This window comes from Streptomyces sp. ICC4, assembly GCF_003287915.1.
In the GTDB taxonomy this organism is placed as follows: domain Bacteria; phylum Actinomycetota; class Actinomycetes; order Streptomycetales; family Streptomycetaceae; genus Streptomyces; species Streptomyces tritrimontium.
Genome location: NZ_CP030286.1, coordinates 1,372,401 through 1,385,393, shown reverse-complemented (window position 1 = coordinate 1,385,393; position 12,993 = coordinate 1,372,401). Strand labels below are relative to the sequence as shown.

Sequence of the window (12,993 nt, the reverse complement as noted above, 5' to 3'; positions counted from 1 at the left end):
CAGTACCTGCCGGTTTCAGGAGGGCTTTCTCGCATGACCAGCTCCAGCTCCGCACGACCCAGCCGCCGCCCCACCCGGGGCCGAGGTGCGGCCCAGGGACGTCCGAAGGCTGGCGCGGGACGGCAGAAGTCCGCCCCCGTAGCCAGGCCCCAAGAATTCACCATGCCCGAACCGCTCACCCCGGCGCTGCCGCCGGTGGTCGCGTTCGAGGACATGGACATGCCCGAGGCGCTGCTGAAGACCCTCGCCGCCCAGGGCGTCACCGAGCCGTTCCCGATCCAGGCCGCGACCATCCCGAACTCCCTCGTCGGCCGCGACCTGCTCGGCCGCGGCCGCACCGGCTCCGGCAAGACGCTGGCCTTCGGCCTGGCGCTGCTGGCCCGGACCGCCGGCCGCCGCGCGCAGCCGAAGCAGCCGCTCGCCCTGGTCCTCGTACCGACCCGTGAGCTCGCGCAGCAGGTGACCGACGCGATGGCCCCGTACGCCACGGCCGTCAACCTGCGCATCACGACCGTCGTCGGCGGCATGTCGATCAACCGGCAGTCCGGCGCCCTGCGCCGCGGCGCCGAGGTGCTCGTCGCCACCCCCGGCCGTCTGAAGGACCTCATCGAGCGCGGTGACGCCGACCTCTCGCAGGTCTCCATCACGGTCCTCGACGAGGCCGACCAGATGACCGACATGGGCTTCATGCCGCAGGTCACCGCCCTGCTCAAGCAGGTCGAGCCCGAGGGCCAGACCATGCTGTTCTCGGCGACCCTCGACAAGAACATCGACAAGCTCGTCAAGATGTTCCTGCACGACCCGGTCGCCTTCTCCGTCGACCCGTCCGCCGGTGCGGTCAGCACGATGGAGCACCACGTCCTGTACGTCATGGACGAGACCGACAAGAAGGCCGTGGCCACGCGTATAGCCGCTCGCGACGGCCGGGTGATCATGTTCGTCGACACCAAGCGCGGCGTCGACCGCATGGTCAAGAAGCTCCTCGCCGACGGTGTCCGCGCCTCCGGCCTGCACGGCGGCCGCTCGCAGCCGCAGCGCAACCGGACCCTCGACTGGTTCAAGACGGGCGAGGTCACCGCACTGGTCGCCACCAACGTGGCCGCCCGCGGCATCCACATCGACGACCTCGACCTCGTCGTCAACGTGGACCCGCCGGTCGACCACAAGGACTACCTGCACCGCGGCGGCCGTACCGCCCGCGCCGGCGAGTCCGGCAGCGTCGTCACCCTGGTCCTGCCGGACCAGAAGCGCGACATGACCCGCCTGATGTCGGACGCGGGGATCTCCCCGCGCACCGCGCAGATCAAGTCCTCCGACGAGGAACTGGTCCGCATCACCGGCGCCAAGGAGCCCTCGGGCATCCCGGTCGTCATGGACGTGCCGCAGGCCACCCCGCCGCGCCAGCGCTCCGCCGGCCAGGCCGGCGGCGGCTCGGGCTCCGGCCAGCGCCGCCGCTCGGGCGGTGCGCGTACGGGTTCCGGCACGGGCGCGGCTCCGGCCGCCGGTGGCGGCCGCGGCCGCCGTACCGGCGGCGCGGGCGCGGCCGGCGGCCAGGCTCCGGCTTCCGGTTCGGGCCAGGCCCGCCGCGGCCAGGGCGGCCAGGGCGCGGCCGCGGGCGGCTCCGGCGAGCGCGGCCGGCGCACCGGGGGCGCCGCCTCCGGCGGCGCTGCCGCCGCGTCCGCCCGCAGCCGGGTGGGTGGCGCGGGCCAGGCCCGCCGCCGTTCCGCCTGACCGTCACGACGTACCGACCACCGCGCCGGGCAGCACTTCGCGTGCTGCCCGGCGCGGTGCTGTGTCCGGCGGCCTCCTGGTGGCGGCCACCGGACTACCGGATCACCGGACCAGCTTGTTCTGGAGCTTCGCCAGCGTCCGCAGGTCCAGGCCGAGGCCGTCCGTCAGGTAGCCGTAGAAGCTGCCGTAGTCGGCCTCCATCTGATCCGTCGCGGAGTCCAGGTAGTCCTGGCGGACCTCCTGGAGCGGGATCAGCAGGTCCGGGTTCTGCATCCGCCCGGACTGCTTGAGACCCGCCCGCACCTGGGCGTCGTACGCCCCGCGGAAGGTGTTCGAGGCCAGGTAGTCGCGCTCGGCGGTGTCCTGTGGGACGGCCAGGGCGCGCAGCAGGACGTAGCTCATCCAGCCCGTCCGGTCCTTGCCCGAGGTGCAGTGGTACAGGATCGGACCCTGCTTGCCGTCGGCGATCTCGCGCAGGGTGGTCGCGAACTGCGCCCGGTTCTCGGGGTTGGTCACGAACGCGCGGTAGATGTCGCGCATGTACGCCTCGGCGCGGCCGCCGCCGAGCATCTGCTCCTGCTTCACGGGGTCGCCGCTGCCTATCGCGCCGACCAGGGTCCCGTACAGGCCGAGGTCGTTGACCGGGCGGGCGGTGGAGGCCAGTCCGGCGGGCAGCTTGTCGGCGCCGTCGTACTGGACCTCCATCGGGATGCGGAAGTCGACGACCTTCGTGAGGCCGAGACCGGCGACGGCGGTGATGTCGGAGGCGGTCAGCTTGCCCAGTGCGTCGGAGCGGTAGACCAGGCCCTGGCGGACCTTTCCGCCGGTCCAGGTGCGGTAGCCGCCCAGGTCGCGGACGTTGACCGCGCCCTGGAGGGGGATCTGGCGGATCGTTTCCGCCGACTGCTGGTGCTGGTGGTGACGTGCGGGGGAGGCGCTGCTGGCCGGCGCGGCGTACGCGGTGGCGGGCAGGGTCCCGAGGGCTAGGGCGGAGGCGAGCACCGCGGTCGCCAGACGGATTCTTGCACGGCTCATCTGGGGCAACTCCTGTAACGGAGAAGGGGAATCACCCTGGTGGTGGCAGGGTGCCGGACGGGTGCGGGGGGATGAGGTGGGGGAGTGTGAGGCCGTGCAGTCCTTCCAGCACGGCGTGGGCCTCGGCCATGACGCGGGTGACGAGCTCCGCACAGGACGGCAGATCCTCGATCACGCCGGCGACCTGGCCCGATGCCATGACGCCGAGGTCCGTACGGCCCTCGACCATGGACGCCTTGAGGAGCATGGGGGTGTTCGCGGCGAGCAGCACCTGGCTCCAGGACAGGTCCTTGCCGTGTTTCATCGCGAGGCCGTCGCGGACCATCTGCGGCCACGACAGGCCCGAGAGCTTCTTGAAGCCGGCCGCGTGCCGCACGGCCTTGGCCAGCGCCCGCGCCCGGCCCGACCGCTCCAGGGAGGCGACGAGCTCGCTGCGCAGCATCCGGTGCGGGAGCCCGTCGACGGCCGTCGTGACGGTGACGTCCTTGACGCCGGCCTTCAGGTACTCGGCCTTGACGGCGTCCGGGACGGTCGAGTCGGAGGTGAGCAGGAACCGGGTGCCCATGGCGATGCCGGCGGCCCCGTAGGCCAGCGCCGCGATGAGTCCGCGGCCGTCGCTGAAGCCGCCCGCCGCGATCACCGGGATGTCCACCGCGTCCACCACCTGCGGAAGCAGCACGGTCGTGGCCACGTCACCGGTGTGCCCGCCGCCCTCGCCGCCCTGAACGATCACCGCGTCCGCGCCCCACGCCGCGACCTTCTCGGCGTGTCGGCGGGCCCCGATCGAGGGGATCACGACCACCCCGGCGTCCTTGAGCCGCGCGATCAGCTCCTTGGACGGGGCGAGCGCGAACGACGCCACCCGCACCCCCTCGTCGATGATCAGCTGGGCGCGCTCGGCCGCGTCCCCGGCGTCCGCCCGCAGGTTGACCCCGAACGGGGCGTCCGTACGGGACTTGACCTCGTGGACCGCGGAGCGCAGCTGGTCCATCGTCATCGTCGCCGAGGCCAGGATGCCGAGCGCCCCCGCTTCGGCCGCCGCCGTCACCAGGCGCGGACCCGCCACCCAGCCCATGCCCGTCTGCACGATCGGATGCCGGACCCCGACCAGCTTGGTGAATGCCGTCTCCATCGGATCAGACCCGCACTTCCCGGTCGCGCAGCCCCTTGGGGTCGATGACCTCGCGGATCAGCCGCAGCTCCTCGGCGCTCGGCTCCCGCGTGTACGGGACCTCCTCGGCCACGGCCAGCTCGAAGCCGGTGGCCGCCCGGACCTGCTCCACCGTGACGCCCGGGTGCAGGGAGGCCAGGCGCATCGAGCGGTCCGGGCCGCCGAAGTCGAAGACCCCGAGATCGCTGACCACCCGGGGGAGCCGGTGGAAGCGGGTCACCCCGGCCGCCTCGGCACGGTCGTGGCCCACGCCGCTCACCATGTCGACGCGCTCGACGAAGACCCGGGTGGAGTGCTTGGGGATCCAGTAGCTCACCGGGTTGTTCAGGGTGTTCACGGGCGCGCCGCGGACCCCGAGGAGCTGGCGGGCCGGCCGCTCCCAGTCGCCGATGCAGGAGATGTTCTGGTTGCCGAACCGGTCGATCTGGCTGGCGCCCATCATCACGTGCCGGTGTCCGCCGGTGACCATGGTCAGGTGGCGGCGGTACGGGAGCCAGCCCTCGGCCGTCCCGTCGAGCCCGACCAGCATGGCCTCGCCGTCGGTCAGCAGCAGGTCGGGGGAGAAGGTCCGCTTCGCCAGCCGGGCCCCGAAGGAGGGCACCAGGCCCATCGGGCTGGCCAGCACCTCGCCGTTGTCGCGCCAGGCCTCGGCGCAGGCGATCACGCAGTATTCGGCGCGGGTGGCGGTGTGCGTCGGCGTGCTGCTCGGCGTGCTGCTCGGCGTGGTGCTCACTTCTGCTCCTCGTGCCAGGCCTGGACGGCCGACTGGTAGGCGTGCTCGCTGCCGCCGGAGAGGAAGCGCCCGGCGAACTCGGGCCAGGGGGTGGTCGCGTACAGCTTCTGGAAGGCCTCGTCCCGGCCGTAGTCGGGGGCGCAGGAGGTGAAGTGGGCCCCGTTCGGGGTCTCCACGACCCCGGTCACCGAGTGGCGGCTGACCAGGAGGGACTGCGGGGGCCCGGCCTTGGAGAGCTCGGCGGTCTCGACGAGCTGCTCGCACGAGACGTACGCGGTGTCGGCGGCCTCGCAGAACAGGTCGTCGAAGTACGGGTCCGGGCCCAGGTACTGGGCGTTGCCGTGCCGGTCGGCGCGGTTGAGGTGGACCAGGGCCGCGTCCATGCGCAGGGCGGGGACGGCGACGAACTCCTCGCCGTCGGCGTAGGGCGAGGTCACGGTGCGCAGCTCGGGATTGACGCGCATGACGTCGGAGCCGAGGCCGGCGCGGACGGGGAGGAAGGACAGCCGGTTGGCGGCGGCGTGCAGGCCCCACATGAACATGGCCTCGTCGAGCTCGGTGAGGGGGAAGGCGCCGCTCTCGCGGGCGGCCCGGTAGTGCGGCTCCAGGGGGATGGAGTCGAGGGTGACGAAGGGCGTGACCAGCTTGGCGATCTTCCCGGCGGCGGCGAGCAGCCCGACGTCGGGGCCGCCGTAGGAGACCACGGTGAGATCGGTGACCTCGGAGCGCAGCAGGGCGCGGACCAGGGCCATGGGCTTGCGCCGCGAACCCCAGCCGCCGATGCCCACGGTCATCCCGCTGCGCAGCCGTCCGGCCACCTCGTCGGCGGTCATCGTCTTGTCGCTCTGGCCGGTCATGCCGGTCCCTCCTTGCCGAAGGTGTCGCGGACCCGGTCGGCGACCCCGCTGAGATTGGCCTCGAAGGTGAAGCCCTGTTCGAAGCGGTAGCTGCGGCGCACGTCCACCGGGTCGATGCCGTTGATGGCCGCCTTGGCGAGCCGGATGAGGTAGCCGTCCTTCTTGGCGATCTCGGCGGCCAGCTCCAGGGCCGCCGCCCGCAGTTCCCCGCGCGGGACCACCTTCCACACCGAGCCGTGGGCGTGCAGTTCGGCGGCGGTGGCGGTGCGCGAGGTGTAGTAGAGGGTGCGCATCAGGTGCTGCGGGACGAGCCGGGCCAGGTGGGTGGCGGCCCCGAGGGCGCCCCGGTCCAGCTCCGGCAGTCCGAAGGTCGCGTCGTCGGAGGCGACGATGGCGTCGGCGTTGCCGACGAGGCCGATCCCGCCGCCGAGGCAGAAGCCGTTCACGGCGGCCACGACCGGCACCTCGCACTCGTACACGGCGGCGAAGGCCTCGTAGCAGCCCCGGTTGGCGCCGATGAGCGAGGCGTGCCCGGTGTCGCGCTGCATCTCCTTGATGTCGACGCCGGCGTTGAAGCCGCGGCCTTCGGCGGCGAGGACCACGCACCTGACCTCGGGGTCCCGGCCGGCCGCGCGCAGGGCGTCGGCGAGGTCGTACCAGCCCTGCACGGGGAGCGCGTTGACGGGCGGGAAGTCGACTGTGACGAGTGCGATGCCCTTGTCGGGGCTTGAGGTGGAGACACCCATGAGCGGATCAGCTACCTTTCCACCAAACATTTGTTAGGTGAGGAAGGTAGCAGCCGATGGAGCTCAACGGGAGGGTTGTCGTCGTCACCGGCGGAACCCGGGGCGTCGGCGCCGGGATCGCGCGGTCGTTCCTCGCGGCGGGCGCCCAAGTCGTCGTCTGCGCGCGGCGGCCGCCGACGCAACCGGTCGAGGTGGAGGGCCGTTCCGCGTCCTACGCCGCCCTCGACCTGCGCAACCCCGCCGCCGTACAGGACTTCTTCGCGTCGGTCGCCCGGCGCCACGGACGCCTCGACTGCCTGGTCAACAACGCCGGCGGAACCCCGTACCGGCTGCTGGGGGAGGGCGAGGCGGAACGCCACGCGCGGGTCGTCGAGCTGAACCTGATCGCCCCGATAACCGCCTCGCTCGCCGCCCGCCCCTGGCTGCGGGAGGCGCGGGGCTCGGTCGTGATGATCGGCAGCGTCAGCGGGACCCGGCCCTCGCCGGGGACGGCGGCCTACGGGGCCGCGAAGGCGGGCCTGGAGAACCTGGCCCGCTCCATGGCCGTCGAGTGGGCCCCCGAGGTACGGGTCAACTCGCTGGTCCTGGGCATGGTGCGGACCGAGCTCTCGCACCTGCACTACGGCGACGAGAGCGGCATCGCGGCGGTCGGCGCGACCGTCCCGCTGGGACGGCTGGCCGAACCCTCGGACGTGGGCGACGCGGCGGTCTTCCTGGCCTCGGACCGGGCGCGGTACGTGAGCGGCGCGAGCCTGCTCGTGCACGGGGGCGGCGAGCGCCCGGCGTTTTTGGACGCGGCAACGGTGAACAAGGCGAACCAGACGAACCAGACGAACCAGACGAACCAGACGAACAAGGCGAACGAGGAGAGCTGACATGGGACTTGCCGAAGGCCGTGTGGTCATCGTGACGGGCGCCGGACGCGGACTGGGCCGGGCCCACGCGCTGGCCTTCGCCGCGGAGGGGGCCCGGGTCGTGGTCAACGACCTGGGAGTCGCACTGGACGGGCTCCCCGCGGCGGACAGCCCGGCGGCGCTCGTGGCCGACGAGATCCGGGCGGCCGGCGGGGAGGCGGTCGCGCACGGCGGGGACATCGCCACCTCGGACGGCGCGGCCTCCCTGGTCGAGACGGCCGTCTCGACGTTCGGGCGGCTGGACACCCTGGTCAACAACGCGGGGTTCCTGCGCGACCGGATGCTCGTGAACCTGGACGAGGACGACTGGGACGCGGTGATGCGGGTGCACCTCAAGGGGCACTTCCTGCCGCTGAAGCACGCGGCGGCCCACTGGCGGGCGGAGGCGAAGGAGGGCCGCCAGGTGGCCGCGCGGGTGATCAACACCTCTTCGGGGGCCGGGCTGCTGGGCTCGGTCGGCCAGGGCAACTACAGCGCGGCCAAGGCGGGCATCCTCGGCATGACCCTGGTCGCGGCGGCTGAGATGGGCCGCTACGGCGTCCAGGTCAACGCGATCGCCCCGGCCGCGCGCACCCGGATGACCGAGCAGGCCTTCGCGGACACCATGGCCGCCCCGCAGGCCGGGGCCTTCGACGCGATGGCCCCGGAGAACGTGTCCCCGCTCGTGGTGTGGCTGGGCTCGGACGCCTCGGCCGGGGTCACGGGCCGGGTCTTCGAGGCGGAGGGCGGCCGCATCACGGTGATGGAGGGCTGGCGGCCGGGTCCGACGGCGGACCGGGGCGCGCGGTGGACTCCGTCGGAGGCGGGGGAGGCGGCGGCGAAGCTGCTCGCCGACTCGGAGCGGCCGCAACCGGTGTACGGGGCCCGCTGACCGGGGCCGTCCGGCGGGCCCGGCCCCCGATGCCCGGCCCCCGATACCCGGCCCCGCGCCGGCCGCGTGTGAGAGCGGCCGGCGCGGGGCCGTTCTCCGTCAGCGCGTCGCGGGCTTCGGGGCGGGGGCCGCCGGGACCACATCGAAGTCGTACTCGTGGATCGTCCGCGCGAAGCCGCAGACGCCGTCCTTGCCGGCGTACCGGCCGTAGTCGAAGGCGAACCCCAGCCCGGCCTTGGACTTCGCATCGGCCCTGACGCGCATCCTGACGTCGGCTCGGGCGCCGGGCTTCAGGACCCCGCCGATCGTGGCGAACTTCGAGGCGTGGGGCATCGTCCGCCACTTCTTCGCGGCCTTGTCGTACCACTGCGTCGTGATCTTGAGCTCCGCGTACGTGTCGTACGCGGAGGCCGAGGCGTCCACGTTCGCGCCCACCGCCTTCAGCGGCGCCTTGGAGGTGTTGACCGAACGGAACGTGAAGGTGGACCAGGTCCCCGCGACGAGCCGGGTCGGGAAGCCCACCAGCTCGGAGGTGCTGCGCTCATCGGCCAGCGTCCACCCCGTGCAGGTGGCGAAGGGATCGGCGGCGACGGGAGCCGGCGCGGGCGGCTCGGCGGCGCTCGCGGCGGGCGCCGCGATCAGGAGGGCAGGTGCCACGACGGTCGTCGCGGCCAGGGTCGCCAGGGTGCGGCGGAGGTGGTTCATGGAACTCTTCCGGTTCTTCGGATTCTGCGGTCTGCGGGCGCGTCGCGCGCACCGCATCTAAGAGCCCCGAACCGCCCCGAAGGTTGCCCGGAGCAAACGGATTGCTCCGGATTCCTTTCCCGGCGGCCTTTCCCGGTGACCGGGAAAACGGCCTCCCGGCGCCGGAGGCGGTCCGTCTAGCCTCGCCGCACCGAATCCGCCCCTCCCCGCAAGGAGCGCACATGCTCTCGGACCGCCACCGGCTCCGCGTCGCTGAACTGCTGCGGTCCGCCGAGCACGGGCGGACCCCGGTCGCTCCGCTCAGCACCCGCTTCCCCGGCATCGACACCGAGGACGCGTACGAGATCCAGCTCCTCAACATCCGCCACCGCTGCGCGAACGGAGAGCGGATCACCGGCCACAAGGTCGGCCTGTCCTCCCCGGTCATGCAGGCCATGATGGGCGTCGACGAGCCCGACTACGGGCACCTGCTGGACGCGATGGAGCTGCGCCAGGACACCCCGGTCCCCACCGCCGCGTACTGCGCGCCGCGCGTCGAGGTCGAGATCGGCTTCGTGCTCGGCGCCGACCTCCCCGGCGAGGGCTGCACGACCGCCGACGTACTGGCCGCGACCGAGCGGGTCGTCCCCGCCCTGGAGCTCATCGACAGCCGGATCGCCGACTGGCGCATCGCCATCGCCGACACCATCGCCGACAACGCCTCCTCCGCCGGATACGCCATCGGGGAGGGACGCGACCCCCGCGAGCTCGACCTGAAGGCCGTCGAAGCCACCCTGACCTGCGGCGCGGACACCCTGGCGCGCGGCCGCGGCGACGCCGTCCTGGGGGACCCCGCCGCCTCCGTCGCCTGGCTCGCGCGCACCGTCGCCCGCTTCGGGGTCGGGCTGCGCAAGGGCCACCTCATCCTGCCCGGGTCCTGCACCCGCGCCGTGGACGTGGCCGCCGGGCGGACGTACACCGCCGAATTCACCGGGCTTGGCCCGGTGTCGCTCTCCTTCTCCTGAAGCTCTGAGGTGATCACGATCAAGACGAAAGCGACCGCCGCCATCGTCGGCTCCGGGAACATCGGAACCGACCTGCTCTACAAGCTCCAACGCTCCCCGTACATCGAGCCCCGCTGGATGATCGGCGTGGACCCCGACAGCGAGGGCCTCGCCCGCGCCCGCCGCGCCGGACTCGACGCCTCCCACGAGGGCGTCGACTGGCTGCTCGGGCAGGACGAGCTCCCCGACCTGGTCTTCGAGGCCACCTCCGCCTCCGTGCACCGGGCCAACGCCCCGCGCTACGCCGAACTCGGCATCAAGGCCGTCGACCTGACCCCCGCCGCCGTCGGCCCCGCCGTCATCCCGCCCGCGAACCTGACCGCCCACCTCGACCGGGCCAACGTCAACATGATCACCTGCGGCGGCCAGGCCACCATCCCCATGGTGTACGCCGTCTCCCGCGTGGTCCCCGTCGCCTACGCCGAGATCGTCGCCTCGGTGGCCTCCGTCTCGGCCGGCCCCGGCACCCGCGCCAACATCGACGAGTTCACGCGCACCACCGCCCGCGGCATCGAGGAGATCGGCGGCGCCGCCCGCGGCAAGGCCGTCATCATCCTCAACCCCGCCGACCCGCCGGTCATCATGCGCGACACCGTCTTCTGCGCGATCCCCGCCGACGCCGACCGGGGCGCCATCGCCGCCTCCGTCCAGCGCGTCGCCGCGGAGGTGGCCGCGTACGTACCCGGCTACCGGCTGTGCGCCGAGCCGCAGTTCGACGACCCCGACCCGCTGGGCGGCGGCACGGCCCGGGTCGCGATCTTCCTGGAGGTGGAGGGCGCCGGCGACTACTTGCCGCCCTACGCCGGAAACCTCGACATCATGACCGCCGCCGCCGCCAAGGTCGGCGAGGAGTTCGCGAAGGGAATGCTCGCGTGAGCACACGCACGACGTACTCCGACACCCTCGACATCCGCGTCACCGACTCCTCGCTGCGCGACGGATCGCACGCCAAGCGCCACCAGTTCACGGGGGAGGACGTCCGGTCGGTCGTCGCGGCCCTCGACGACGCCGGGGTCCCCGTCATCGAGGTCACCCACGGGGACGGCCTCGGCGGCTCCTCCTTCACCTACGGCTTCTCCAAGACCCCGGAACAGGAACTCATCAAGATCGCCGCCGACACGGCGGTGAACGCGAAGATCGCCTTCCTGATGCTGCCGGGCCTCGGCGTGAAGGACGACATCCGCGCCGCGCACGCGGGCGGCGGGCAGATCTGCCGGATCGCCACCCACTGCACCGAGGCCGACATCTCCGTCCAGCACTTCGGGCTGGCCCGCGCGACGGGCCTGGAGACCGTCGGATTCCTGATGATGGCCCACTCCACCACCCCCGAGAACCTCGCCCGCCAGGCCCGGATCATGGCCGACGCCGGCTGCCAGTGCGTGTACGTCGTCGACTCCGCGGGCGCCATGGTCATGGACGAGGTCACCGACCGGGTCGCCGCGCTCGTCGCCGAACTCGGCGACGACGCGCAGGTCGGCTTCCACGGACACGAGAACCTCGGCCTGGGCGTGGGCAACTCCGTCGCCGCCGTCCGGGCCGGCGCGCTCCAGATCGACGGCTCGACCCGCCGCCTCGGCGCGGGCGCCGGCAACACGCCCGTCGAGGCCTTCGCCGCCGTCTGCCTGAAGATGGGCATCCGCACCGGCATCGACGTCCTGAAGATCATCGACGCGGCCGAGGACGTGGTCCGCCCCGTCATGGACGAGGAGTGCCGGCTGGACCGCATGGCCCTGCTCATGGGCCACGCCGGCGTCTACTCCAGCTTCCTGCGGCACGCCTACCGGCAGGCCGGGCGCTACGGGGTCTCCGGCGCGCGGATCCTGCTGCGCGCGGGCGAACGCCGCCTCGTCGGCGGCCAGGAGGACCAGCTCATCGACATCGCCGTCGAACTCGCGGCCGAAGCCGCGCGAAGCGTCGGCGCGCCCGACCGCGCACCGCACGACACCACAACGAAGTGGAGGGCCACCACGTGACCGCGATCGAAGAAGAACCCCGTGTCATCGAAGCGGCGGCCGCGCCGACCCGGTTCGCCCGCGGCTGGCACTGCCTGGGACTCGCCTCCTCCTTCAAGGACGGCGCCCCGCACGAGGTCGAGGCCTTCGGGACCAAGCTCGTCGTCTTCCAGGGCGCCGACAGCGCGGAGCTCGCCGTCCTGAACGCCCACTGCCCCCACATGGGCGGCAACCTCGCCCACGGCACCGTCAAGGGCGACACCGTCGCCTGCCCCTTCCACGACTGGCGCTGGTCCGGCGACGGCCGCTGCGCCGCCGTCCCCTACGCCCGCCGCGTCCCGCCGCGCGCCAGGACCCGCGCCTGGACGGCCCTGGAGCAGAGCGGCCAGCTCTACGTCTGGCACGACCCCGAGGGCAACCCGCCCCCGCCCGAGGTCGCGATCCCCGTCATCGAGGGCGTCGGCGACCCCGAGTGGAGCGACTGGAGCTGGAACTCCCTGCGCGTCGAGAACTCCAACTGCCGCGAGATCGTCGACAACGTCGTCGACATGGCGCACTTCTACTACGTGCACTACGCCTTCCCGCACTACTTCAAGAACGTCTTCGACGGGCACGTCGCCACCCAGTACATGGAGTCCACCCCGCGCGGCGACGTCGACCTCGGCACCCTCTCCACCGGTGGCGGCCTGCGCTCGGACGCCTCGTACCACGGCCCCTCGTACATGATCGACCGGCTGTGGAGCGACGTCGGCGCAGGCGTCGAGCTCGAATCCGTCCTCGTCAACTGCCACTACCCGATCGACGAGAACAGCTTCGTGCTGATGTACGGGGCCATCGTCAAGAAGCTCCCCGGCATGAGCGACGAGCAGGCCGCCGAGGCGGCCCGGCTCACCTCCGAGGGCCTGGCCGTCGGCTTCGAGCAGGACGTCGATATCTGGAAGAACAAGACCCGCATCGACAACCCCCTGCTCACCGAGGAGGACGGCCCGGTCTACCAGCTCCGCCGCTGGTACGAGCAGTTCTACGTAGACGCCGCCGACGTCAAGGACGAGATGGTCCGACGCTTCGAGTTCGAGATCGACACCACCCGGGCCACCGCGGCCTGGAAGGCGGAGGTCGCCGAGAACCTCGCCCGCCGCGCGGCCGGGACCCGGTGATGACCCCGGTCGTGTGCGGGGAGTGCGGCGCCCGGGTGCTGTGCGAGAAGTTCAGCCCCGCCCACACCCAGATCCAGT

General features: G+C 72.6%; 13 protein-coding genes. 7 read left to right on the top strand and 6 right to left on the bottom strand.

Annotated features, from left to right (window positions below; all coding sequences use genetic code 11):
• Positions 1 to 33 precede the first annotated feature (33 nt).
• A complete protein-coding gene (locus tag DRB89_RS06230) occupies positions 34 to 1,731 on the top strand; it encodes a DEAD/DEAH box helicase (RefSeq protein WP_112463229.1) in 1,698 nt (565 codons plus the stop codon).
• A 102-nt stretch (positions 1,732 to 1,833) separates the two neighbouring features.
• Here the strand turns inward: DRB89_RS06230 and DRB89_RS06225 are convergent, their stop codons facing one another.
• Genes DRB89_RS06225 through DRB89_RS06205 form a run of 5 tightly spaced genes read right to left on the bottom strand, consistent with a single transcriptional unit; the run spans position 1,834 to position 6,273 of the window.
• On the bottom strand, positions 1,834 to 2,766 hold the full coding sequence (locus tag DRB89_RS06225; protein WP_204357680.1) for a tyrosine-protein phosphatase: 933 nt from the start codon (positions 2,764 to 2,766) through the stop codon (positions 1,834 to 1,836).
• Positions 2,767 to 2,797: 31 nt separating this feature from the next.
• The gene (locus DRB89_RS06220) at positions 2,798 to 3,898 is read right to left on the bottom strand and encodes a nitronate monooxygenase (RefSeq protein ID WP_112447911.1); all 1,101 of its coding nucleotides are present in this window, start codon (positions 3,896 to 3,898) and stop codon (positions 2,798 to 2,800) included.
• A gap of 4 nt (positions 3,899 to 3,902) precedes the next feature.
• Positions 3,903 to 4,670, bottom strand: a complete 768-nt coding sequence (locus tag DRB89_RS06215; RefSeq protein ID WP_112447910.1) for a CoA-transferase — start codon at positions 4,668 to 4,670, stop codon at positions 3,903 to 3,905.
• A complete protein-coding gene (locus DRB89_RS06210) occupies positions 4,667 to 5,527 on the bottom strand; it encodes a CoA-transferase (RefSeq protein WP_112447909.1) in 861 nt (286 codons plus the stop codon). The genes DRB89_RS06215 and DRB89_RS06210 overlap by 4 nt, the downstream gene beginning before the upstream one ends.
• Entirely contained in the window at positions 5,524 to 6,273 is a 750-nt protein-coding gene (locus tag DRB89_RS06205) for an enoyl-CoA hydratase family protein (RefSeq protein WP_112447908.1), read from the bottom strand. Before DRB89_RS06205 ends, DRB89_RS06210 begins: the two co-directional genes overlap by 4 nt.
• A gap of 56 nt (positions 6,274 to 6,329) precedes the next feature.
• On the opposite strand from DRB89_RS06205, the gene DRB89_RS06200 reads away from it, so the two are divergent.
• Both DRB89_RS06200 and DRB89_RS06195 read left to right on the top strand, forming a co-directional pair.
• Positions 6,330 to 7,148: an SDR family oxidoreductase gene (locus DRB89_RS06200; RefSeq protein WP_112463228.1), complete on the top strand. Its 819-nt coding sequence runs from the start codon at positions 6,330 to 6,332 to the stop codon at positions 7,146 to 7,148.
• A gap of 1 nt (position 7,149) precedes the next feature.
• On the top strand, positions 7,150 to 8,058 hold the full coding sequence (locus tag DRB89_RS06195; RefSeq protein ID WP_112463227.1) for an SDR family oxidoreductase: 909 nt from the start codon (positions 7,150 to 7,152) through the stop codon (positions 8,056 to 8,058).
• A gap of 99 nt (positions 8,059 to 8,157) precedes the next feature.
• On the opposite strand, the gene DRB89_RS06190 is transcribed toward DRB89_RS06195, so the two are convergent.
• Positions 8,158 to 8,763 carry a hypothetical protein gene (locus DRB89_RS06190; protein WP_112447905.1) on the bottom strand — a complete coding sequence of 202 codons (606 nt, stop codon included), beginning with the start codon at positions 8,761 to 8,763 and terminating at the stop codon, positions 8,158 to 8,160.
• Positions 8,764 to 8,984: 221 nt separating this feature from the next.
• Between DRB89_RS06190 and DRB89_RS06185 the strand changes: the two genes are divergently transcribed.
• Genes DRB89_RS06185 through DRB89_RS06170 form a run of 4 tightly spaced genes read left to right on the top strand, consistent with a single transcriptional unit; the run spans position 8,985 to position 12,915 of the window.
• Positions 8,985 to 9,767: a 2-keto-4-pentenoate hydratase gene (locus DRB89_RS06185; protein WP_112447904.1), complete on the top strand. Its 783-nt coding sequence runs from the start codon at positions 8,985 to 8,987 to the stop codon at positions 9,765 to 9,767.
• Positions 9,768 to 9,779: 12 nt separating this feature from the next.
• On the top strand, positions 9,780 to 10,682 hold the full coding sequence (locus DRB89_RS06180; RefSeq protein WP_204358005.1) for an acetaldehyde dehydrogenase (acetylating): 903 nt from the start codon (positions 9,780 to 9,782) through the stop codon (positions 10,680 to 10,682).
• Positions 10,679 to 11,779, top strand: a complete 1,101-nt coding sequence (gene dmpG, locus DRB89_RS06175) for a 4-hydroxy-2-oxovalerate aldolase (RefSeq protein ID WP_112447903.1) — start codon at positions 10,679 to 10,681, stop codon at positions 11,777 to 11,779. Before DRB89_RS06180 ends, dmpG begins: the two co-directional genes overlap by 4 nt.
• On the top strand, positions 11,776 to 12,915 hold the full coding sequence (locus tag DRB89_RS06170) for a Rieske 2Fe-2S domain-containing protein (RefSeq protein ID WP_112453294.1): 1,140 nt from the start codon (positions 11,776 to 11,778) through the stop codon (positions 12,913 to 12,915). Before dmpG ends, DRB89_RS06170 begins: the two co-directional genes overlap by 4 nt.
• Positions 12,916 to 12,993 lie beyond the last annotated feature (78 nt).

Coding starts and splice junctions, on each gene's coding strand:
- DRB89_RS06195 (WP_112463227.1), top strand. CDS start 7,150: ATGGGACTTGCCGAAGGCCGTGTGGTCATCGTGACGGGCGCCGGACGC.
- DRB89_RS06200 (WP_112463228.1), top strand. CDS start 6,330: ATGGAGCTCAACGGGAGGGTTGTCGTCGTCACCGGCGGAACCCGGGGC.
- DRB89_RS06190 (WP_112447905.1), bottom strand. CDS start 8,763: ATGAACCACCTCCGCCGCACCCTGGCGACCCTGGCCGCGACGACCGTC.
- DRB89_RS06185 (WP_112447904.1), top strand. CDS start 8,985: ATGCTCTCGGACCGCCACCGGCTCCGCGTCGCTGAACTGCTGCGGTCC.
- DRB89_RS06210 (WP_112447909.1), bottom strand. CDS start 5,527: ATGACCGGCCAGAGCGACAAGACGATGACCGCCGACGAGGTGGCCGGA.
- DRB89_RS06205 (WP_112447908.1), bottom strand. CDS start 6,273: ATGGGTGTCTCCACCTCAAGCCCCGACAAGGGCATCGCACTCGTCACA.
- DRB89_RS06220 (WP_112447911.1), bottom strand. CDS start 3,898: ATGGAGACGGCATTCACCAAGCTGGTCGGGGTCCGGCATCCGATCGTG.
- DRB89_RS06230 (WP_112463229.1), top strand. CDS start 34: ATGACCAGCTCCAGCTCCGCACGACCCAGCCGCCGCCCCACCCGGGGC.
- DRB89_RS06225 (WP_204357680.1), bottom strand. CDS start 2,766: ATGAGCCGTGCAAGAATCCGTCTGGCGACCGCGGTGCTCGCCTCCGCC.